The organism is Xanthomonas sp., assembly GCF_017163755.1.
Lineage (GTDB): Bacteria > Pseudomonadota > Gammaproteobacteria > Xanthomonadales > Xanthomonadaceae > Xanthomonas_A.
Map to the genome: position 1 here is coordinate 47,418 of NZ_JAFIWC010000028.1, position 22,993 is coordinate 70,410.

At 71.1% G+C, this 22,993-nt stretch carries 14 protein-coding genes and 1 riboswitch; of the genes, 5 read left to right on the top strand and 9 right to left on the bottom strand.

All coding sequences use genetic code 11. The annotated features are described in order from the left end of the window. Positions 1–72: 72 nt before the first annotated feature. The 3 genes from JR065_RS17380 to thiC all read right to left on the bottom strand — a co-directional run bounded on the left by JR065_RS17380 (position 73) and on the right by thiC (position 5,510). Positions 73–2,412 carry a winged helix-turn-helix domain-containing protein gene (locus JR065_RS17380; protein WP_241093710.1) on the bottom strand — a complete coding sequence of 780 codons (2,340 nt, stop codon included), beginning with the start codon at positions 2,410–2,412 and terminating at the stop codon, positions 73–75. A gap of 280 nt (positions 2,413–2,692) precedes the next feature. After that, positions 2,693–3,367 (bottom strand): two pore domain potassium channel family protein, encoded by a 675-nt coding sequence (locus JR065_RS17385; protein ID WP_206235589.1) that lies wholly within the window; start codon positions 3,365–3,367, stop codon positions 2,693–2,695. A gap of 265 nt (positions 3,368–3,632) precedes the next feature. After that, positions 3,633–5,510 (bottom strand): phosphomethylpyrimidine synthase ThiC, encoded by a 1,878-nt coding sequence (gene thiC / locus JR065_RS17390; RefSeq protein ID WP_206235590.1) that lies wholly within the window; start codon positions 5,508–5,510, stop codon positions 3,633–3,635. Between the two features lie 85 nt (positions 5,511–5,595). After that, positions 5,596–5,703: riboswitch (TPP riboswitch) on the bottom strand. A gap of 313 nt (positions 5,704–6,016) precedes the next feature. On the opposite strand from thiC, the gene JR065_RS17395 reads away from it, so the two are divergent. Continuing rightward, a complete protein-coding gene (locus tag JR065_RS17395; RefSeq protein ID WP_206235591.1) occupies positions 6,017–8,806 on the top strand; it encodes a TonB-dependent receptor in 2,790 nt (929 codons plus the stop codon). A 283-nt stretch (positions 8,807–9,089) separates the two neighbouring features. Here the strand turns inward: JR065_RS17395 and JR065_RS17400 are convergent, their stop codons facing one another. Then, positions 9,090–10,937 (bottom strand): methyl-accepting chemotaxis protein, encoded by a 1,848-nt coding sequence (locus JR065_RS17400; RefSeq protein WP_206235592.1) that lies wholly within the window; start codon positions 10,935–10,937, stop codon positions 9,090–9,092. A gap of 197 nt (positions 10,938–11,134) precedes the next feature. Then, complete coding sequence (gene ggt, locus JR065_RS17405; protein WP_206235593.1) at positions 11,135–12,850, bottom strand: gamma-glutamyltransferase; 1,716 nt, start codon at positions 12,848–12,850, stop codon at positions 11,135–11,137. Between the two features lie 259 nt (positions 12,851–13,109). Between ggt and JR065_RS17410 the strand changes: the two genes are divergently transcribed. Next, complete coding sequence (locus JR065_RS17410; RefSeq protein ID WP_206235594.1) at positions 13,110–13,400, top strand: hypothetical protein; 291 nt, start codon at positions 13,110–13,112, stop codon at positions 13,398–13,400. A gap of 284 nt (positions 13,401–13,684) precedes the next feature. Here the strand turns inward: JR065_RS17410 and JR065_RS17415 are convergent, their stop codons facing one another. From JR065_RS17415 to JR065_RS17430, 4 genes are all read right to left on the bottom strand, one after another. Beyond that, positions 13,685–14,482, bottom strand: coding sequence for an AfsR/SARP family transcriptional regulator (locus tag JR065_RS17415; protein WP_206235595.1), 798 nt, complete (start codon positions 14,480–14,482; stop codon positions 13,685–13,687). Between the two features lie 160 nt (positions 14,483–14,642). Further along, positions 14,643–15,620 carry an AraC family transcriptional regulator gene (locus JR065_RS17420; protein WP_206235597.1) on the bottom strand — a complete coding sequence of 326 codons (978 nt, stop codon included), beginning with the start codon at positions 15,618–15,620 and terminating at the stop codon, positions 14,643–14,645. Positions 15,621–15,995: 375 nt separating this feature from the next. Next, complete coding sequence (locus JR065_RS17425) at positions 15,996–18,746, bottom strand: tetratricopeptide repeat protein (RefSeq protein ID WP_206235598.1); 2,751 nt, start codon at positions 18,744–18,746, stop codon at positions 15,996–15,998. Beyond that, complete coding sequence (locus JR065_RS17430; RefSeq protein ID WP_206235600.1) at positions 18,743–19,375, bottom strand: ECF-type sigma factor; 633 nt, start codon at positions 19,373–19,375, stop codon at positions 18,743–18,745. Before JR065_RS17430 ends, JR065_RS17425 begins: the two co-directional genes overlap by 4 nt. A 514-nt stretch (positions 19,376–19,889) precedes the next feature. On the opposite strand from JR065_RS17430, the gene ilvC reads away from it, so the two are divergent. Genes ilvC through JR065_RS17445 form a run of 3 tightly spaced genes read left to right on the top strand, consistent with a single transcriptional unit; the run spans position 19,890 to position 22,900 of the window. After that, complete coding sequence (ilvC, locus tag JR065_RS17435) at positions 19,890–20,903, top strand: ketol-acid reductoisomerase (protein ID WP_206235601.1); 1,014 nt, start codon at positions 19,890–19,892, stop codon at positions 20,901–20,903. Between the two features lie 43 nt (positions 20,904–20,946). Further along, complete coding sequence (ilvG, locus tag JR065_RS17440; protein ID WP_206235602.1) at positions 20,947–22,668, top strand: acetolactate synthase 2 catalytic subunit; 1,722 nt, start codon at positions 20,947–20,949, stop codon at positions 22,666–22,668. Continuing rightward, positions 22,652–22,900: an ACT domain-containing protein gene (locus JR065_RS17445; RefSeq protein ID WP_206235604.1), complete on the top strand. Its 249-nt coding sequence runs from the start codon at positions 22,652–22,654 to the stop codon at positions 22,898–22,900. The genes ilvG and JR065_RS17445 overlap by 17 nt, the downstream gene beginning before the upstream one ends. Positions 22,901–22,993 lie beyond the last annotated feature (93 nt).

Sequence of the window (22,993 nt, forward strand, 5' to 3'; positions counted from 1 at the left end):
CGTGCGTGGCGCTGCGGTCAGGAACATCAGACGATGTTTGTCCGAATTCGCCACGAAACATGCACGAACAAATTACGAAGGCGGTTTTCCCAACCAGAACAGCCACTTGGCCGATACCACCGAGAACCAGCCGGGCTTCTCCGGCAGGTTCATGAAGCCGATGTCGCTGCCGTCCTCCACCGCCAGCGCCACGTAGACGTCGCCGCTGTGGCGGTCGATGCTGAAGCCGTTGATCGCGCTGAGCCGGCCGCGGTCCAGGCAGACGCTGTGGCTCAACCCGCCACCGATCCGGTTGAGCCGGCTGGCGCATTCGCCGGTGGGAAACAGGTAACGCGCCTCGCCGCGCGGCCCCAGCGCCCAGGTGCGATAGCGCCACAGCGACGGCAACGCGGCATCGACCACGGCCACGCTGTCCGCGCGCAGCTGCGCATCGGCGCGCCATACGCCCTTTTCCGCGGGGCGGGTGAACAGCACCTGCTGGTGGAGGTCGTCGAAACGCGCTTGCGAGACGCCGTCCAGCGCGGCCAGCAATTTCCACGGCTGTTGCCGACGGTCGTACAGGCGCAGCTGGGTGCGGCCGGCGGGCTGTCCGACCAGAACCAGCAGTTGCGACGGATCGGCCGCGTACACGCCCTGCAACGGCTCGCCGTCGGGCACCGGCAACGGCTCCACGCGCCCGCTCTGCGGCCATACCTCGAACAACCCGGCCCGGCCCTGCGCGTCGCGTCCGCTGACCAGCAGCGAGCGGCTGTCGGCCGACCACCCTGGCGCCTGCCGCGTCTCCGGATGCAGGCCTTCGATCAACCGCAGCGACTGCGCATTGCCGACGTCGCCCCACCACAGCGCGTAGCTGCCGGAGCGGTCCGAGGTGAACACCAGCTGGCGGCCGTCCGGCGCGATCGCCGGCTGGCCGTCGCGCCCGGTGGAGGCGAACAGGCGCTGGTGCTCGGGCTTGCCCTTGCCCGCCTCGGCGGACACGCGGTACAGCGCGAACTGCGGGCGGCGGTGCACGAAGCCGAGCCGGTGCCCGTCGCGCGACAGGGTCGGCGCCTGCGCATCGCCCAAGCCCAGATCGCGCAGGCGCAGCGACGCCACGTCCAGGCGGTAAAGGCGGGTTTCGCTGTCGACCCGGCGCCCGAACACGAGGCCGCGGCTGTCCTGGGTCCACGCCCAGCCGCGGATCTCGGCCACGTCCCCGGTCAAGCGCTCGGCCGCGCCGCCGGCGGCGGGCATCCGCCACAGGCCGCCCATCTGCGGATTGCGCACGAAGGCGATCCACTTGCCGTCGGGCGAATAGCGCGGTGCATAGTCGAAATCGTCGGCGCCGACTGCGTAAGGCAGCGCCTGCCAGCGCCCGCTGCGCAGGTCGAGCACGCGCAACGCGCGGCTGGCCGAGCGCCCGGTCATGCTGCCGAACAGCAGGCCCTGGCCGTCCGGCGTCCAGTCGAAGCTGAGCAGCTCGGTGCCGTCGCAGCGCGCGGCCTCCTGGGCAGTGCCGGCGCCGCTGGCGGCGATGACCATCACCTGGCAGAAGCCGTTCGCGCCCAGCCGCGCAAACGCGATCCGGCGCCCGTCCGGCGACCAGGCCGGGAGCCGGTCGGAAAATGCCGGATCCGGCTCGCTGAGCCGGCGCGGCGGCGAGTTGTCGGTGTTCTGCACCAGCACCAGGGTGCCGTCGCGGCCCTCGACGCTGGACGCGTACGCCACCTGCGCGCCATCCGGCGACAAGGTCGGCTCCAGTTCGAAGCCCGGCGCGGTGGTGATCAGGCGGTACGGACGCTCGGGGCTGCCGACGACGCGGTCCTGCTCCGCGCCGGCCTGCACCGGGTACGCATCGGATTGCAGGCGCGGCAGCAGGAACACCAGCAGCGCCAGCACCAGGCACAGGCCGATGCCCGCCGCCGCCAGCGCATGGCGCAGCGGGCGCCGGAGCACCGCGGCCGGTGCCGGCGCTGTCGTGGCCGGTTCGGCCGGAGTCGTCTCCACCGCCACCTCGACATCGGCCGCAAGCGCAGCCACAGGCGGGCTCGGCTGGGCAGCGGCGGGTTCGGCCACCGCTGCCACCGGCTCCAGCTCCGGCAGCGCCTGCACCGCCGCGACCAGGCGATACCCGGTCTTGGCCAGCGTCTCGATGTAGACCACCGGCGGCGCGCCGCGCGCGCCGGCGGCGAAGGCCTTGCGCAACTGGGTGACGGCCTGGGTCACCACGTCGTTGGTCGGCTGCGTATCCGGCCATACCAGTTCCAGCAACGCCTCCCGCTCCACCACCTGCCCGGGCTGCGCCAGCAGCGCGCGCAGCACGCCCATCGCCTTGGGCGTCAGCCGCTGCGGACGCCGCGCGCCGGGCGCATGCACCTCGCGCAGCGACATCACCACGAGGCAGTCGCCGACCTGCATCCGTTCCGGAAGCATGGGCAGGGTGGGAATCGAGGAAGACATTCGTTCTAGGACGACAACGGCACCGGCAACAGGGAACCACCATGGCAACGCATTGCGGCGTCGCGGCACCAACGACCAGATTCGGCAAACCAATGCGACGAATGCGGGCAGGCATGGCGGCGGCGACAAATTCTAACCTAGCGGACACCGCCGTTTAGCTCCGGCGGAACACCTACAGGCTCTCTCCCGCCGACGACTCCTATAAATGCTGCAAAATTACGCGCCGCTTGGCGCGTTTTTTTTTAGCTGCCGTTCAGTCTTTTCCCGTCTTCGCGTGGCGGGTGACGCTGAGCGCGATCAACCGCGACAGCACAAGTGCGATGTACATCACGCCGGCGAACTGTTCCAGCATCACCAGCGAACGCGCCAGCGGCACCACCGGCACCACGTCGCTCAGGCCCACGCCGGACAGCACGCTGAAACTCAGGTACAGCAGCTCCATCCAGGTTCTCGGCGCCTGCGCATCCACCGCGGCGGTGAAACTGCCGGGCAACCATTGCTGGCACACCGAAAACGCGAACGCGAACGCCCACGCCAGCAACGTGAACGTCGCCCCGGCGGCGTACAGTTCGTCGCGGGTCACCTCGTGGTCCTGCAGCATGTAGGCGATCAGGCTGCCGGCGGTATAGAAGTACAGCAGGCTCTCCAGCAACTGCGCCCATGCGGTCATGTCCGGATTGCCGAGCAGCGCGGCCGCGACCGACAGCACCACCGCCGCCAGCGCCAGGCACCAGGCGATCCACAGCTCCGACGGGCTGCGGTTGACCACCCACAGCGCCAGGCCCAGCACCACGATGCCGAACGCGCCGAACAGCGCGCGCCCGGAGGCGGTGTACTCCATCCACGGATACAGCAGCACCCCGAGCAACTGCACGCCGAGCAGCAGCGCGGACGGATGGCGGCGCAGCGCGAATGCGTAGCGAAGCATGACGGATCCCCAGCGGTGGCCAGCGCGCATCATAGTCGCCGCCGCATGCGCATCCGGTCGCGGCCACGCGGCATCGCGGCTTCGTTAGCGCCGCTGGATCGGGAGTCGAGCGCTTCGCAACGCCCGCGCGGCCGACCGCGGCCGCACGCATAGCCGCCGCGACGTTGCATGGCTCGCCAGCGGCGGCCGCCGGTGCGCGGCGCGGTCCCGGGCAGCCGCGCCCGCGACCGCCGCCGCCGTTGCGACGGCGACGGCGTGCCGGACGCTATTCCTGCCGGTACACCTTGGCCCCGGCGGCGAGGAACTGCGCCGACTTCTCGGCCATCCCCGTGCTCAGCGCCGCGGTCTCGTCGACGCCGTGCTCGGCCGCGTAGTCGCGCACGTCCTGGGTGATCTTCATCGAGCAGAAATGCGGCCCGCACATCGAACAGAAGTGCGCCAGCTTGTGCGCGTCCTTGGGCAGGGTTTCGTCGTGGAATTCCTTCGCCTTCTCCGGATCCAGGCCCAGGTGGAACTGGTCCTCCCAGCGGAACTCGAAGCGCGCCTTGCTCAACGCGTTGTCGCGCACCTGCGCGCCGGGATGGCCTTTGGCCAGGTCCGCGGCGTGCGCGGCGATCTTGTAGGCCATGATGCCGTCGCGCACGTCCTGCCGGTTGGGCAGGCCCAAGTGCTCCTTCGGCGTCACGTAGCACAGCATCGCGGTGCCGAACCAGCCGATCATCGCCGCGCCGATCGCCGAAGTGATGTGGTCGTAGCCCGGCGCGATGTCGGTGGTCAGCGGCCCCAGCGTATAGAACGGCGCCTCGCCGCACTCGCGCAGCTGCTTGTCCATGTTCTCCTTGATCAGCTGCATCGGCACGTGGCCGGGCCCCTCGATCATGGTCTGCACGTCGTGCTTCCACGCGATCCTGGTCAGCTCGCCCAGGGTCTCCAGTTCGCCGAACTGCGCCGCGTCGTTGGCGTCGGCGATGCAGCCCGGGCGCAGCCCGTCGCCGAGCGAGAAGGCCACGTCGTAGGCCTTCATGATCTCGCAGATGTCCTCGAAGTGGGTGTAGAGGAAGTTCTCCTTGTGGTGCGCCAGGCACCACTTGGCCAGGATCGAGCCGCCGCGCGAGACGATGCCGGTGACCCGCCTGGCGGTCAGCGGCACGTAGCGCAACAGCACGCCGGCGTGGATGGTGAAGTAGTCCACGCCCTGCTCGGCCTGCTCGACCAGCGTGTCGCGGAAGATCTCCCAGGTCAGTTCCTCGGCGCGGCCGTCGACCTTTTCCAGCGCCTGGTAGATCGGCACGGTGCCGATCGGCACCGGCGAGTTGCGGATGATCCACTCGCGGGTCTCGTGGATGTGCTTGCCGGTGGACAGGTCCATCACCGTGTCGCCGCCCCAGCGGATCGACCACACCAGCTTCTCCACTTCCTCGGCGATGCCCGAACTCACCGCGCTGTTGCCGATGTTGGCGTTGATCTTGGTCAGGAAGTTGCGGCCGATGATCATCGGCTCGCTTTCCGGATGGTTGATGTTGTTGGGCAGGATCGCGCGGCCGCGGGCGATTTCCTCGCGCACGAACTCCGGGGTGATCACGTGCTGGATGCTGGCGCCGAACGCCTCGCCGGAATGCTGCTTGAGCAGCAGCGCATCGCGCACCGCGTCCAGGCGCTGGTTCTCGCGGATCGCGACGAACTCCATCTCCGGAGTAACGATGCCGCGGCGCGCGTAATGCATCTGGGTGACGTTGGCGCCGGCCAGCGCGCGGCGCGGCAGGCGCCGGGCCGGGAAACGCACCCCGTCCAGCCGCGCGTTGTGCTCGCGGCCGCGGCCGAAATCGGAACTGAGCTGCGCCAGCGCCTCGGTGTCGCCGCGCTCGGCGATCCAGCCCGCGCGCAGCGGCGCCAGGCCGGCGGCCAGGTCGATCGCCGCCTCCGGATCGGTGTAAGGGCCGGAGGTGTCGTACACGGTGACCGGCGGGTTGTCCTCGCCGCCGAACAGCGTGGGCGTGCGGGTCAATCCGATCTCGCGCATCGGCACGCGCAGGTCCGGGCGCGAGCCTTGCACGAAGATCTTGCGCGAACCGGGGATCGGCCGGGTCACCGACTCGGACAGGGTATCGGTCTGCTGCAGCAACGGGCTGGGTACGGCATTCATCGGCATCGTCCTTAGTTCAAGAGTCGCGAGGGCTCGCGAGCGGACGAAGCGGCGGCGCCGGCCCGGCCGCGCGCGTGGGCGCGCCGGTCGGGCTTGCGAAGCTTCCCTACGCCGGTATCAACCGGATCAGGTTCGAAGGGACTGTCTCAACCGGGCCTTCGGATGAAGGACCGCGGTACCCCCGCTTCGCGGCGAATTACACCACAACCGCCCCCGCGCCGCGCGCCGGGTGGCCGCCACAGATCGGCGTCGCGCCCCGATACCGCATCCCCCATCCCAATCCCGGCCTCTCCCCATGTCGGCCGCGACACGCCGACGACACCAGATGGCGGCAGTGCGCCAAGTGTCGCCATTGGATGCCAGGCCGCACACAGCGCGAAAAACGATGGCGAAAATCGAAAGTTAGATTCCGGATAAGCCTGCGTTTTCGTTTCGTTAAGCGACGCCGCAGGTGACCTACAACGAGGCCTGTGTCGCGGCCCAATCTGTCCAGGAGTCTGCTCTTAATGAATGCCCCGACGTCTCATCCGACGTTTCGCCGTACCCTGCTCGCCGCCGCGGTCGGCATGTGCCTGTCCGCACCCGCGCTTGCCCAGGACGACGGCGACAGCAAGACCACCACCCTCGATCGCATCGAGATCACCGGTTCGCGCATCCGCTCGGTGGACCTGGAGAACTCGCAGCCGGTACTGGTGCTGACCCGCCAGGACATCGAGAAGCAGGGCCTGACCTCGGTCGCCGACGTGCTCAAGCGCATTCCGTCCAATGGCGCGACGATGAACACCACCGTCAACAACGGCGGCGACGGCTCGGCCACGGTGAGCCTGCGCAACCTGGGCTCGGCGCGCACGCTGGTGCTGGTCAACGGCCGCCGCTGGGTGTCCGGCCTGACCGGCTCGGTGGACCTGAACACCATCCCGGCGGCGATCGTCGAGCGCGTGGAGGTGCTGAAGGACGGCGCGTCGTCGATCTACGGTTCCGACGCCATCGCCGGCGTGGTGAACATCATCACCCGCACCAACTTCGACGGCGCCGAAGTCAACGCCTATGTCGGCCAGTACGGCCAGGGCGACGGCCAGCGCACCTCGTTCGACGCGACCGTCGGCGCGAGCAGCGATCGCGGCAACCTGGTGATCGGCCTGTCCAGCGTGAAGGAAGACGCGGTGATGGCCGGCGACCGCGAGATCTCCGCGGTCCCGACCTACGGCCAGGGCGCGTCCTCGTTCAGCAGCTACTCGGCCAGCGGCCGCCTGCGCACCGACAGCGGCTGGCTGGTGCTGCCCGACACCGCCGTCGCCACCGGCAACGCGGCCTATCCGCGCTACGGCCTGGACCAGTACACCGCGTTCAGCACCGCCGAGTACGGCTACAACTACGCCAAGGACAACTACCTGGTCACGCCGCAGAAGCGCGACTCGCTGTACGTGCAGGGCAGCTACGACCTCACCGACAACGTGCGCTTCAAGTTCGACGGCCTGTACAACCACCGCCAGTCGGCGCAGCGCCTGGCCGGCTACCCGCTGTCGTCGGTGGGTACCGGCATCCTGATGAGCGGCGAAAGCTACTACAACCCGTACAACACCGAGTACGGCGGCGACGGCAGCGACGTCGGCTGGTCGCACCGGCTCACCGAGTACGCGCGCCTGTACGAGCAGGACGTCAAGACCGCGCATGTCTACACCGGGCTGGAAGGCGATTTCCGCTTCGCCGAGCGCAGCTTCAGCTGGGATGTCGGCTACGCGCACAACCAGACCGACCAGACCGAGACCCAGTACGGCGACGTCAACCTGCTGAACCTGCAGAACGCGCTCGGCGCCTCGGCGATCGTCGACGGCGTGCTGTCGTGCCTGGACAGCGGCGGCGCGGTGATCAGCGGCTGCGTGCCGTTCAACCCGCTGTCGCCGGCCGGCGCGGTGACCCAGGAGCAGCTGGACTACATCCTGTTCACCGCGCACAACACCTACCAGTACAAGAACAGCAGCGTCACCGGCAACCTGTCCGGCGAGCTGTTCGAACTGCCGGCCGGATGGCTGAGCTTCGCGGCGGGCTTCGAGCATCGCGAGGAAAGCGGCTTCTCCTCGCCGGACGCGCTGATCTCCTCCGGCTACACCTCCGGCAACTCGTTCACCCCGACCTCCGGCGGCTACACGCTCAACGACTACTACACCGAACTGGCGATCCCGGTGCTGAAGGACCTGCCCGGCGCGCAGTCGCTGGACCTGAGCGTGGCGGCGCGCTTCTCCGACTACAACACCTTCGGCAGCACCACCAACTACAAGTTCGGCTTCAAGTGGAAGCCGTTCGCCGACCTGCTGGTACGCGGCAACTACGCCACCGGCTTCCGCGCGCCGTCGATCGAGAACCTCTACCTCGGCGCGTCCGACAGCTACGACAACTACTCCGATCCCTGCTCCACCAACAGCACCGCCTACACCAGCGCGATCGCGGCCGCGTGCGCCGCCGCCGGCGTGCCCAGCGGCTTCGTGGCCGAGTACAACAGTTCCGACGGCAACTCGGGGCAGACGATCTATCCGTTCACCTACACCAGCAACGCCAACCTGCAGCCGGAGAAGTCGAAGAACTACACCTTCGGCTTCGTCTACAGCCCCGCGTACGTGCAGGGCCTGGACCTGTCGCTGGACTGGTGGAAGATCGACATCACCGACGCGATCACCGAGTTCAGCGCCAACCAGATCCTGTCGCAGTGCTACGAGCATGACGTGTCCTCGTTCTGCGACCTGGTCACGCGCGACGCCGACGGCAACGTCACCAACATCGTGGTGCAGCCGATGAACGTGGGCCGGCTGCGCATGGAAGGCTACGACTTCACCGCGCGCTACAAGCTGCCGGAAACCCGCGCCGGGCAGTTGGTGGTCGGCCTGGACTCGACCTATGTGGCGCGCAACGAGCAGCAGCAGGACGACACCTCCGGCTGGGAGTCCTACAACGGCATCTACCACACCGACAATCCGAACTGGCGCGTGCGCGGCACGTTCAGCGTGGACTGGAGCCTGGGCAACCTGGGCGCCAGCTGGAGCCTGCGCTACTACTCCGGCATGAAGGACTACGACTCCGGGGTCGACGAGGACGGCAACTACCGCCATGTAGCGGCCAGCGCGTTCAACGACGTGCAGGTGTCCTACCAGCTGCCGTGGAACGCCACCGTCCGGGTCGGCGTGAACAACGTGCTCGACCGCGACCCGCCGGTGGTGCTCAGCGCGTTCGCCAACTCGTTCGACTCGGCCTACTCGATTCCCGGCCGCTACAGCTACCTGCAGTACACCCAGCGCTTCTGACCGCATCGGCGGCGACGGCGCACGCGCGGCGGCCCTGGCGACAGGGCCGCCGCTTTCTTTTCGAAGTGCGGCCGCCCGCTGAACCGGACGCAACCGCAGCCGGTTGTTGCCGGCGTTGCCACATACCCAGGCCGCAGCGGCAAACGGCGGGCATACGCCAGGCCTAGGCTGGCAGCCACAAGAACGACGTCTCTCTCTCCCTGCCGCCGGCTGACCCCGGCGGCTTTTTTTTTCGCCTCTCGCCGCGCGAAGCGTCCGCCCCCGAAGCGGCGCGGACGCGACCTCACTCCAGCACGTAGGCCACGCGCAGCCCGCCCCAATGCCGGTTGCGCACGTACACCGGCACCGACAGGTCGAACATGATGTGGCCGGTGTCGCGCCGGTACACCTGCAACAGGTAGGGCTCGGTGTGGCGGCCGGCGCCGAGCCCGACGCGGTCGGCGAACAGGCGCTTGGTGCGGTTGCCGACCAGGTCGCGGGCGCGGTCGCCGGTGAGCGGCTGGCTGTAGCGCAGGTTGTGGGTGGGCACGTAGCCGTCGCCGTTGATGCTCATCGCGAACACGATCCACGGGTGCGCGGCGAGCAGCGGCTCCTGCAGCGGCGGCAGCAGTTCGTCGCACAGCGCGTCGAACGCGGTGCGGTACTTGGGCGGGTCGACGCCGTCGATCGGATGGTATTCGGTGGAGAACAGCGCATCGGCGCCGATGCGCCCGCGCGCGACCGCATCGCCGAGCACCTGGCCGATCCGCGCCGCGGTCGCGGTCGCCAGTTCGCGCACCCGCGCATGGCGCGGCTGGCGCATCGGGTCGTCCGGCAGGCGGAACAGGCCGACGCAGTCGTGCAGCGTCGCGCTGCTGGCGGCCAGCGCCTCGCTACGCTCGACCACGCGCGAGGCATGCTCCAGGTTGCTGCGGCTCAGCCCGACCACGTGTTCGACCGTGCGGTCGATCTCGCCGATCTCGCCGCCCTGCGCGGACACGCGCGTGGCGACCGCCTCCATCGCGCCGCTGGCGCGGCCGAGCAGTTCGCCGATGCTGCCGAGCACCTGCTCGGTGCGCTGCGCGGACGCGGCGCTTTCGTGCAAGGCGACGCCGGTCTCGCCGATGATCACCCGCACGTCGCGCGCCGCGGTGGCCGCGCGCTCGGCCAGGCGGCGGATCTCGCTGGCGACCACGGCGAAGCCGCGCCCGGCGCTGCCGGCGTGCACCGCCTCGATGCTGGCGTTGATCGACAGGATATTGGTCTGGAACGCCACCGAGTCGATCACCTCGATCACTTCGTTGGCGCGCGCCGAGCGCCGCTCGACTTCGCGCATCGCCTGGCCCAGCGCGCGCGCCGCTTCCACGCCCTGGCGCGCGCCGTCGTCGGCGCTGGCCGCCAGCGCGATCACCGAGCGCAGCTCCTGGCCCATGTCCTGCAGGTTCTGCAGCAGCCGTCGGGTGCTGGCGACCACGGTCTCCAGCGCCTCCACCTGGGTCTGCGACTGGCGCGCCAGCTCGTCGTTCTCGGCGACCACGTGCGGCACCTCGGCGGCGATCTGCAACGACAGCGCGACCGCCTGGCGGATCGCCTCGGCCAGGTTGCCGAAGCCGGCGGACAGCCGGCGCCCGGCCATCGCCGCGGCCTCGGCGTCCGACACCGGGGTCGACAGGCCCAGGTCCAGGTCGCAGCCGGTCAGGTGCTCGCCGATCCGGTCCAGCAGGGCCTGCGCCTGCGCGGTGGCCTGCAGGCGCTGGGCGATGGGCTGCAGCGCCGGCGTCGTCGCCACGCCGCTGTCGGCGCCGAGCAGGGCCACGTCGCGCAGCAGCGCCGCGGTCTCGGCATGCGGCAGCGACAGCAACCAGCCGCCGCCATCGCGATCGCGCTGGTAGCGCACGCGCCGTGCCGGGTCGCCGCCGGGCGCCTGCCACACGCCTTCGCCGCCGGACAGGGCCTGCAGCGGCAGGCCCCAGACCGCCTCGCTGGGCTCGCCGAGCAGCGCGTCCTGGCGTATCGCCAGCAGGTCGAGCGCGGCGCGGTTGGCCGCCAGCAGGCGCCCCTGGGTATCCAGGCGCAGCAGCGCCACAGGCGCGTCCGGCAACGGCGCCGCCGGTCTGGCGTCCACGCCCGGGCTTGATGCGGATAGCGACATGACATTCCCCTCCAGGAAGCTAGCTGGGATCAGTATCGGCCGCGACCGGGCAATCTGATCTGCCGTTTCGCCATCGCCCCCCGAGCGCACGCGCGAGGCGGCGGCGCGGCGCCGCCGTACCCGCAAAGGTACTCCCGAATCCGCCAGGACGGCCGCGAGCCTTCGCAGCCGTCCATCGGCACGACGCCGGCGGCGGCTCAGTAGCCTGCGGCCTGGCCGTCCTTGCGGCTTTCCGAGGCGCCGTAGTACACGCCGCTGGCCGGGTCGCGCGCGATCGCCTGGTAACCGCCGTACGGGCCGTCGGCGAAGATCACCCGGTGGCCCTTGCGCATCAGCGCGCGGATGGTGTCGTAGGCGAAGCCGGTTTCCAGGTTCAGCTCGCCGCCGTCGCTCATCGCGGTGGCCTGCCCGGTCGGCTCCGTCGAACCTTCGTGCTGGATCCGCGGCGCGTCGCCGGCCTCCTGCAGGTTCATGCGGAAGTCGACCAGGTTCATGACGATCTGCACATGGCCCTGCGGCTGCATCGCCCCGCCCATCACCCCGAAGCTCAGCCACGGTTTGCCGTCCTTGGTCACGAACGCCGGGATGATGGTCTGGAACGGGCGCTTGCCCGGCGCGTAGCCGTTGGGATGATCCTTTTTCAGCACGAACATCTCGCCGCGGTCCTGCAGGATGAAGCCCAGCCCCGGCGGCGCCATGCCGCTGCCCATGCCGCGGTAGTTGGACTGGATCAGCGACACCATCATGCCGTCGGCATCGGCCACGGTCAGGTAGATGGTGTCGCCCTCCTCCAGCTGCTTGGGCGTGCCCGGCTGCACTTCCTTCAGCGCCTTGTCCATCGAGATCAGCGCGCGGCGCTGGGCGGCGTAGTCCTTGGAGATCAGCTTTGCCAGCGGCGCCGGCTGGAACGCAGGGTCCGCGTAGAAGCGCGCGCGGTCGGCGAAGGCCAGCTTCTTGGCCTCGGCGAACAGGTGCACGTGCTCGGCCGAGCCGAACGCGATCCTGGAGAAATCGTAGCCCTCCAGGATGTTGAGCATCTGCAGCGCGGCGATGCCCTGGCTGTTGGGCGGCAGTTCCCACACGTCGTAGCCGCGGTAGTTGGTGCTGACCGGCTCGACCCATTCGCCGCGATGGCTGGCCAGGTCCTCGTAGCTGAGGAAGCCGCCGTTGGTCTTGAAGTAGGCGTCGATGGTGCGCGCGATCTTGCCCTTGTAGAACGCGTCGCGGCCGCCGTCGGCGATCTGCTGCAGGGTGTCGGCCAGGTTCGGGTTCTTCCACAGCTCGCCCTTGCGCGGGGCGCGGCCATCGACGGTGAACTGCTCCTTGAACCCGGGATACTGCGACAACCGCGGCACCGAGCGGTCCCAGTAGTAGGCGATGGTCTCGGCCACCGGGTGGCCCTCGCGCGCGTAGCGGATCGCCGGCGCCAGGTTCTGCGCCATCGGCCTGCGCCCGAAGCGCTCGTGCAGCGCGAACCAGCCGTCCACCGCGCCCGGCACCGACACTGGCAGCGGTCCGGTCGGCGGAATGTCCTTCAGCCCGCGGCGCTGGAATTCGGCCAGAGTCAGCGACTTCGGCGAACGGCCCGAGCCGTTGTAGCCGTAGAGCTTGTGCGTCTTCGGATCCCACACGATCGCGAACAGGTCGCCGCCGACGCCATTGCCGGTCGGTTCCATCAGCCCGAGCGCGGCGTTGGCGGCGATCGCCGCGTCCACCGCCGAGCCGCCGGCCTTCATCGTGTCCAGCGCGATCTGCGTGGCCAGCGGCTGCGAGGTGGCGGCCATCGCGTGCGGCGCGATCACTTCGGAGCGGGTGGCGAACGGTTGGCCGGTGATGCGGTCGGCCGCGTGCAGCGACGGCGGCACGGCGAGCGCGGCGCACAGCAGCGCCAGGCGGATGGTCGGAACGGACATGCGCAGCTTCCCTCGGTGGATACCGCGCCACCCTACCCGACGCGGCCGCGCCCTGCAGCGGCGAGGCATCGGTGGCGGCGATGCCGGCCGCGCTTACGCAGCGCTTACGAACGGCTTACGCGGCGGTTACGGCACGGGCCTATCCCTGCATCGCGCATGCCTGCCGCGTGCGTACCCACGCCGTCCGGCGCGGGTCCGGCAAGCGGATCACCCGGCCATGCTGCTCCAATCGTTTCGACGCATCGCGCTCGGCGCGGCGATGCTGCTGCCCGCCGCGGTGGCGCCCGCCGACGCCGGGCACGCCTCGCTGGCGCGCCTTGCCGCTGCCGCCGCGCCACCGCTCGGCGGCATCAGCGCCCTGCCGCTGTGCAGCGCCGACGCGCGCGACCTGCTGCTGGCACCGGTCGCGCGTGCGGCACACGCCGCCCCGGCGACCGAGGCCATTCCGGCCGACTGCCGCGGCGCGGCCGGCGCCGCGCGCGCGGCAGCACGCTGCGTGCGCACGCACGGCACCGACCGCGACGGCCCGGCTGCTGGCAACGCTGCATGAGCACGCGCGCCGCGCGCGCCAACCACGCATCGATCTTGCCGGCCCATTTCGGCGGCGCGATGCGCTGCCTTCCGCTCGCGCGAAAGCGTCGGAGCGTTCCCCGCTCAGACGCTTGCGGTCGGCAGAGTATCGAGAGGTTGTGGAGACGGCATTCCGCCGTCGGTCGCCGCCGTAGCGCCTGTCGCGACTGACGACCCGGGGCCACCCGGAGTCGGTACACTGCTAGTGCGTCGCCTGCAATGGGATTCGCGACGGAACGGCCTTGTCTGTCGTTGCGCAAGCGCTCAGCCTGGCGGCACGGCGCCCGCGCGCAGGGCCGCCGCCAGCTGCGTGGTATCGGCCGCCGGCGCCACGTCCAGTTCATTGCGCAACCGGCGCTGCAACTGCTCGAATTCCAGCCATGCCAGCTCAGGCGCGCCGGCACTGGCCAGTGCGCGCATCAGCCCGCGCGCGTAGCGTTCGTTGCACAGGTCCAGCGCCGCCAGGCGCCGCGCCAGGCCGATCGCCGAGCGCAGTTGCCCGGCCGCCAGCAGCGCGTCGCGGTGGCGTTCGAGCCAGCAGGCCGAATACGCCGCGCACTGCGCGCGCGCCGCCTGCAGCCAGCCCTGGAACTCGCTGCAGTCGTCCAGTTCGATGCCCTCCAGCAGCGCGCCGCCGGCATCGCCGGCGCTGCCGGTTTCCAGCGCATCGACATCGCAGCGGGCGCTCGGGTCCAGCGCCAGCGTGGCACGCGTGCAGCGCAACCACGCTTGGCGGTCGATCGCGCGCAGCGCGCGGCGCAGGTCGCCGACCACCTGGCGCAGGTTGGTCAACGCCGCAGGCTCGGGCAGCGCCGGCCACAACAGGCCGGCCAGCGCGGCGCGCCGGTGCGCGCGCCGCTGCAACGCCAGGTAGGCCAGCAGCGCCCAGCTCTTGCGGTAGCGCAGGTCCACCGCCGGCGCGCGGCCGCCGAGCGCCGGCACACCGAGCAGGCGGATCGCCGGGCTGTCGGCGGCATCGTCCACGGCCGGCGCATCGCCCAGCGGCCAGAGCGCGCCGTGCGCAATGTCCGCATCGTGGCCCGTCCGATATGGCCGATCCATGCCCGCCCCCTTTGCCGTGATGCGCCATCGCATGCGCTGTCCGCCGGCACGAACCGTGACCGGCATCCCGCCCCGCGCCGCATCGCAGCCCGGGGCTCGGCGCGACTATGCCCAGGCGGCAGGGGCGCCGCTTGATCGCTCTTGCGGTGGAGCGTCTGCCCTAGCCCTGCAGCGGCAGCACCACGTCCAGGTCGTGGCGGCCCTCGCGCGGGCGCCATGGCGGCTGGCGGAAGAACTGGTAGCCGCCGTTGGCGTCGGCGGCGAAGATCTCGCCGGCGCCGTGCAGCCAGGCGAAGCTCAGCGCGCGGTAGCTGTGGAACAGGTCGGTATAGGCGCCCTGGTGGCGCAGCGACACGTAGCGCCCGGGCTCGAAGTCGATCGCGGTCAGCGCGCTGCCGGTCGCGTCGATGCCGGTGTCCACGATCGCGCAGTCGTAGCGCAGCATCGGCGCCGGCGTGATCTCGGGCGTGTCCTTGATCACGCCGACCGCCTGGCACGCGTCCGGGTCGATGCCGATGCCGCGCAGCACCTCGGCGAAGCGCCGCCAGTAATCCTCCACGTCGGTCCACGGGCCGAAGAAGCGCAGCGCCAGCAGGCGCTGGCCGCCATGCCGGGCCACCCGCGCGTGCGCGGCGCGCTCGGCGTCGCCCGGCGCCGGGCCGACCGACACCTGCCGCGCGAACGCGCGGTACTGGCTGGGCACCAGCCCGAACTGGCGCTGGAACGCGCGGATGAAGGCCTCGTGGCTGGCATAGCCGCAGGTCAGCGCGATGTCCAGCACGGGGGTGTTGCTCATCGCCAGGTTCATCGCCGCGCGGTCCAGGCGCACCCGGCGCAGGTACGCGCTCGGGGTCTCGCCCATGGCCTCGAGGAACGTGCGCTGGAAATGGAACGGACTCAGCCCGACATGGCCGGCGATGGCATCCAGCGACAGCGGCCCGGCCGGGTTGCGCTCCATCAGCCGCAGCGCGGCGGCGATGCGCGCGTCGTCCAGCAGCGTCGGCAACGGCGCCTTGCGCTGCAGGTGCGGCGCCGCGGCCGGCGGCGGATCGCCGAGCAGGCTCCACTCGTAGGCGATGCGTTCGGCGCTGGCGGCCTCGTCGGGCGCGGCGGGCGGTTGTTCGTCGGTACGATCCATCGGCAGGCTCCGGCAGGGCGGGCCATTGTCGTCGCTGCGCGGCACGCCCGCACCTGCCGGCGGCGGGCCGTCGCGAAGCCATGCCGCGGCGCTCCTGCCGCGCCTGGAGCGGCGACCCTTCGCCTCGCGGGCGACCGGCCACAGGAAGCGGCGCCCATGGAACGTGCGCAGGCATCGCATGCACCGGCGCTTCAGCCGACAACCCCGACGGGAAGTCGCCGACCACGTTCGCCGCGGCCATGGCCATGCCGCCAAGGCTGCTCCTACCGCGATGGCGCCGAACTCGATCGGGCAGCTACCGGAACGTCGTCGGCTGCACGCGTCGAGGCAGCGCCCTTGCGGCATTGAACCGACGCAACGCGCAGTGGAACCGGCTCAGCGCGACGCCAGCGCCTGGCCGGCGAGCAGGCGGCGCAGCGCCTCGGCCTCCGGCGCCAGCTGCGCGGTCAGCACCGGCTGCGCCTGCCGCAGTTGCGCCTGCGCCTCGCCATGGCGCCCGGCCGCGAGCAGGGCCTCGGCCAGCGCGACCCGCGACATCGCCGTCGGCACCGCGTCCGCGCCCAGTTCGGCCTGGTTGGCCTGCACCAGCCGCTGCCAGTCGCGTATCGCCTCAGCCACGTCGCCGGCGCGCTGCGCCAGTTCCGCGGCCAGCGCATCGCGCCGCCGCTGCAACTGCGGCGACGGCCATCCCGACGCCGGCCGCAGCGCATCCAGGTCGCGCCGCGCGCGCGCCAGATCGCCGCGACGCATCGACCATTCGATCCGGGTCATGCCCTGGATCAGCCGCCGCGGATGGTCGGCGGCGTACAGCCGTGCCATGCCATCGGCCGCGCGCGTCAGCAGCGGCTCGGCTTCCGCCAGGCGGTCCTGGCGCATCAGCATGCGACCGAGGTTGCCTTCGGCGTTGAGCGTCATCGGGTTGTCCGCGCCCAGGCGCTGAAGCCGGATCTGCCACGACTGCCGGTACAGGGCTTCGGCCGTGGTCAGCGCGCCGCGCGATTCCTCCAGCGTGGCCAGGTTGTTGAGGTAGCGCGCGTGATCGACGCTGCCCTCCAGCCCCAGCCCGGGCAGCAGCGCCAGCGCGCGCGCGTAGTGGCTGCGGGCGGCGGCGTAGTCGCCGGCATCCTGCTGCACCGAGGCCAGTTCGTTCTCCGCGCTGGCGACGTGCTCGCTGCGCTCGCCGTACAGCGCGCGCGCCAGTTCCAGGTTCTGCGCCAACTGCGCGGCGGCCGCGCCGAGCGCGCCCTGTTCGGCCAGCGACTGCGCCAGCGCATCGGCGCTGGTGAGATAGTCGACGCTGCGCGTGCCGTACTCGCGCCGCTTCATCGCCAGGGCCTGGCGAAACCACGGCTCGGCCTGCGCGTACTGGCCCTGCGCCTTGAATACCAGGCCGAGATTGTGCAGCACGGTCGCCTCGCCGCCGTCGACCTTGACTCCGGGCTGCCGGCGCAGCGCCAGCGAACGCTGCAGCATGGCCTGCGCCTCGGCGTAGCGCGCCGTGCGGTGCAGTCCCAGCCCCAGCGCATTGGTCGCCTTGGCCAGCGCATCCAGGTCGCCGCTGCGCGTGGCCAGCGCCAGCGCCTGGCGGCCCGCCGCCAGTGCGTCGTCGCCGCGTTCGTCGTTGGCCAGCAGCGTCGCCAGATCGCTCCACGCCGCCGCCGCCAGCGCCGGTTCGTCGACCGGCGCGCCCTGCAGTTCGGTCGCCGCCTGCCGCAGCATGGCCTCGGCGCGCTCGCCCTGGCCGAGATTCATGTAGGCCAGGCCCAGTGTCGCGCGCAGCCGCGCGCGCACCGCCGGCGACTGCGCCAGCCCCTGGTCGAGCTGCATCGCGCAGCTGTCCAGCACCTGCCGCGCGCTGATGGTCTCGGTGCCGCGGGCGCCGCGCTTGCGCGGATCGGCGGCGTCGAACGCGGCGGTCAGGAACTGGCTCACCTGCTGCGCGATCGCCGCCTCGCGCTGCGCCTGCGCGCGCGTGTCGAGCAGCCGCCACATGAAGCCGGCGCTGAGCAGCAGCATCGCCGCGACCGCCGCGCTCTCCTTCCAGCGCCGGCGCAACAGCCGCGACAGCGCGTAGCGGCGCCCGCCGCGGCGCGCATGCACCGGGTAGCGGCCGAGATAGCGCTGCAGGTCGGCGGCCAGTTCGGCCACCGCGGCATAGCGCTGCGCCGGATCGAGCGCGCAGGCCTTGGCCGCGATCGCGTCCAGGTCGCCGCGCAGGCGCCGCTGCAGGCCCGGCTCGGCACCCGACGCGCTCGGCAGCGGCAAGGCCTGCGGCGCGCCCGGCGCCGGCCGCGGCAGCCGCTGCCCGCTCAGCACCTCCACCAGCATCGCGCCCAGGCTGTAGACATCGCCGGCCACGCCGACCGGCTGGCCGGCGAGCAGTTCCGGGCTCGCGTACGGCGGCGTGCAGAAACTGCCGCGCTCGCCGCCGTCGGCCGCGTCCTGCAACCGGGCGATGCCGAAATCCAGCAGCACCGGCTCGCCGTCGGCGCGCACCAGCACGTTGCCCGGCTTCAGGTCGCAATGCAGCACCAGTTGCTGGTGCGCGGCCTGCACCGCGCGGCAGATGCGCAGGAACAGCTGCACGCGCGCGTGCAGGTCGGGCCGTTCGCGCTGCAGGTAGCGGTCCAGGCCGATGCCGTCGACGTACTCCATCACCAGGTACGGCTGCCCGGACGGGGTGGCGCCGCCGTCGTACAGCCGCGCGATGTTGGGATGCTGCAGGCTGGCCAGGATCTGCCGCTCGGCGGCCAGCTGCCGCGCGATCGCGGCATCGGGCAGGCCGCGCAGCAGCTTCACCGCCACCTGTTGCCGGTACTGCTCGTCGGCGCGCTCGGCGACGAACACGCTGCCCATGCCGCCGCTGGCCAGGTGCCGGGTCAGCCGCCACGGCCCGAGCCGGTCGCCCACGCCCAGTTCCGGCGCGGCCACGCGCTCGGCCAGCGCGCGCAGCGGTTGCGCCACCTGCTGCAGCTGCAGCGTCTGCGCCGCCAGCAGCGCCAGGGTCTCCTGCACCAGCGCCGGATCGCCGCTGAGCCGTTCCAGGCTGGGTTGCCACTGCGCCGGCGGCAGGTCGCAGACCGCCTCGAACAGGTGCCGCATCTGCCGCCAGCGATCCTCGTTCACCGCCGCGCCTCGTCGCTGAGTTCGCGCTTGAGCCAGGCGCGGGCGATGCGCAGGTCGCGCTCGACGGTGGGCACCGACACCTCCAGCGCGCTGGCGATCTCGTCGTGGGTCATGCCGCCGAAGTAGGCCAGTTCCACCGCGCGCGCGGCGCGCGCGTCGTAGCCGGCCAGACGCTGCAGCGACTGGTGCAGCGCCAGCACCTGGTATTCCTCCTGCGCCGCCACGCCGTCGCGGTCTGCATGCGACAGGGTCATCATCATCGCGCCGCCGCCGCGCTTGGCGGCCAGCTGCGCGCGCGCGTAGTCCACCAGCACCGCGCGCATCTTCAGCGACGCCAGCGCGAAGAAGTGCACGCGGTCGCGATAGGCCACGTCGGCATCGAGCATGCGCAGCAGCGCCTCGTGCACCAGCGCGGTGGGCTGCAGCACGCCGTCGTCGTGGCGCGCCATCCGTCCGGCGGCCATCTCGCGCAGCGCGTCGTAGACTGCGGCCAGCAGCTGCGCCTCGGCATGCGCGTCGCCGGCGCGCCAGCGCCGCAACAGCGCGGTGATCTGCCCGGCGCCGGTCGCAGCCGGCGCCGCGGCCGGGACGTCGCAGGCGACGCGGTCGGAGTTTGGGTCGAGACGCATGCGCCCGGGACTCATCGAAGCGGAAGACCGGCCAGGTCGGCCGGCGGACTGGAGCCGCACCAGATTACCGTAGCGGCGCGCCGGCCTGTAGACCTTTCGCGTGGCGTGCGGCACGGCGGGTTTTCCGCGCAATCGGCGTGGCGGCAACGCCGTGCGCACTCCGTTTCAGGCGTAACGATGCAGTGCTGGTGCGGCTTTCGGCACATTCGCCATGGCGCGCCGGCAGCAGGGTTGACAGCCGCGCGAAGCCCATGTTTATCTCGCTGCATGCTGCATCGCCACACCAGCCCGAAGCCGACCCTCCAGCCCGCCGCACTGCGCGCGGACGCTGCGGCGTCGCTCCTCGTACTCGTGCTTATTACCTCGCCCACAAGTGCGGGACGAACCGGCGTGTAAGCGACAAGCAGCCTGGATTCGATCAGACCCCGCACCGGCAACGGCGCGGGGTTTTGCATTTTAGTAGCCGCGAAACGCCATCCCTCCCTTCCAACACCGTCCCGAGGAAATCCGCACCATGACCAGTTCCGCCCAGCCCCACACCAAGATCGCCGTCGTCGGTTACGGCAGCCAGGGCCGCGCGCACGCGCTGAACCTGCGCGAGTCCGGCTTCGACGTCACCGTCGGCCTGCGCGCGGGCGGCCCCACCGAGGCCAAGGCGCAGGCCGACGGCTTCGTGGTCAAGAGCCCCGCCGACGCGGTCAAGGACGCCGACCTGGTCGCGGTGCTGACCCCGGACATGGTGCAGAAGAAGCTGTACGAGGAAGTGCTGGCGCCGAACATGAAGCAGGGCGCCTGCCTGCTGTTCGCGCACGGCCTGAACGTGCATTTCGACATGATCCAGCCGCGCGCCGACCTGGACGTGGTGCTGGTCGCGCCGAAGGGCCCGGGCGCGCTGGTGCGCCGCGAATACGAGATCGGCCGCGGCGTGCCGTGCATCTGGGCGGTGTACCAGGACAAGAGCGGCAAGGCCGAGCAGTTCGCGCTCGAATACGCCGCCGGCCTGGGCGGCGCGCGCGCCAACCTGATCAAGACCACCTTCAAGGAAGAGACCGAGACCGACCTGTTCGGCGAGCAGGCGGTGCTGTGCGGCGGCGCCTCGTCGCTGGTGCAGGCCGGCTTCGAAGTGCTGGTGGAAGCCGGCTACCAGCCGGAGATCGCCTACTACGAAGTGCTGCACGAACTGAAGCTGATCGTCGACCTGTTCTACGAAGGCGGCATCACCCGCATGCTCGAGTTCGTCTCCGAGACCGCGCAGTACGGCGACTACGTCAGCGGCCCGCGGGTCATCGACGCGGCCACCAAGGAGCGCATGCGCGACGTGCTCAAGGACATCCAGAACGGCACCTTCACCAAGAACTGGGTCGCCGAGTACGAAGCCGGCCTGCCCAACTACAACAAGTTCAAGCAGGCCGACCTGGACCACCCGATCGAAGTGGTCGGCAAGCAGCTGCGCGCCAAGATGGTGTGGCTCAACGGCGAGCAGGCCGCCGCAGCCGCGCCGGCCGCCACCGGCCAGCAAGCCGCGTAACCCGCGGCTCCCCCACCCGCTTCAGACCAAAGGTCGCCACCGTATGAACTCCTCCGCTCACGGCACGCCCCGCAACGGCGCGCGCTGGCTGACGCAGGCCCTGGAAGCCGAAGGCGTGGACACGCTGTTCGGCTATCCGGGCGGCACCATCATGCCGTTCTACGACGCGCTGGTAGACAGCCAGCTCAAGCACATCCTGGTCCGCCACGAACAGGGCGCGGCGCTGGCCGCCAACGGCTACGCCCGCGCCAGCGGCCGGGTCGGGGTGTGCGTCGCCACCTCCGGCCCGGGCGCATCGAACCTGGTCACCGGCATCGCCGACGCGATGCTGGACTCGGTGCCGATGATCTGCCTGACCGGCCAGGTCGCCACGCCGCTGCTGGGCACCGACGCGTTCCAGGAACTGGACGTGTTCGGGCTGACCCTGCCGATCGTCAAGCACAGCTTCCTGGTGCGGCGGGTGGAGGACCTGCCGCAGGTGGTCCGCGACGCGTTCCGCATCGCCCGCGAGGGCCGCCCGGGGCCGGTGCTGATCGACCTGCCCAAGGACGTGCAGCTGGCCGACGCCTCGCAGCTGCCCGACCATGTGCCGGCGGCGGTGCCGGCCCCGGCCGCGCCGCAGGAGGCGGCGCTGGCCGAGGTGCTGGCGGCGATCGCCGGTGCCGAGAAGCCGGTGATCTACGGCGGCGGCGGCATCGCCCTGGCCGACGCGGTGGAGCCGTTCCGCCAGTTCGTCGAGGCCACCCGGATCCCGACCGTGCTGACCCTGCGCGGCCTGGGCGCGCTGCCGTACGGCCATCCGCACTACCTGGGCATGCTCGGCATGCACGGCACCCGCGCGGCCAACATGGCGGTGCAGGAATCGGACCTGCTGATCGTGGTCGGCGCGCGTTTCGACGATCGCGCCACCGGCAAACTGGCCGAGTTCGCCCCGTTCGCGCGGGTCATCCACCTGGATGCCGACGCCTGCGAGATCTCCAAGCTGCGCACGGCCAACATCGCCGTGCCCGGCGACGTGGCCGCGGCGTTGCGCGCCCTGAGCGCGGCGCGCAGCACCTGCGAGCCGTGGCACCAGCGCTGCATCGCCCATCGCGAGAAGTTCGGCGCGCGCTACGACGCGCCGGGCGAGGACATCTACGCGCCCGGCCTGCTGAAGCGGCTGAGCGAGCTGGCGCCGGCCGACACCATCATCGCCTGCGACGTCGGCCAGCATCAGATGTGGGTCGCGCAGCACTGCCGCTTCAACCACCCGCGCAACCACCTGACCAGCGGCGCGCTGGGCACGATGGGCTTCGGCCTGCCGGCGGCGATGGGCGCGCAGTTCGCCTGCCCGGACCGCACCGTGGTGCTGGTCAGCGGCGACGGCAGCTTCATGATGAACGTGCAGGAGCTGGTCACCATCGCCCGCTGCAAGCTGCCGGTGAAGATCGTGCTGCTGGACAACAGCTCGCTGGGCATGGTGCGGCAGTGGCAGGAGCTGTTCTTCGCCGAGCGCTACAGCGAGATCGACCTGTCCGACAACCCGGACTTCGCCGCGCTGGCGCAGGTGTTCGGGATCCCGGCCAGGCGCATCACCGCGCGCGGCCAGGTCGAGGACGGCCTGGCCGAACTGCTGGCCCAGCCGGGACCGGCGCTGCTGCACGTGGCCATCGACGCGCGCGCCAACGTGTGGCCGCTGGTGCCGCCCAACACCGCCAACAGCACCATGCTGGAAAGCAACCCCGCCCTGCTGCGCCAGGAGGCATCCCATGCGATACCGGCTTGACCTGGTGTTGAAGCCCGTCGAGGGCGCGCTGCTGCGCGCGATCGGCATGGCCGAACGGCGCGGCTTCGCGCCGCTGTCGATCGCCGGCGAGCCGGTGGCCGACGACGCCGGCCGCTGGCACCTGCAGATGGTGGTCGACGGCAACCGCCCGGGCGAAACCCTGCGCCTGCAGATGGAGAAGGTGTACGACTGCGAGTCGGTGCGGGTGACTGCGTTGGATGGGGTGCCGTGAGGCGCACGGGACCAGGGACCGGGGACCGGGGACCGGGGGTGGGCATCGTCGGCGTCCCGAGCGCCGCGCGCTGTCCGCACGCGTCCGCTCGTC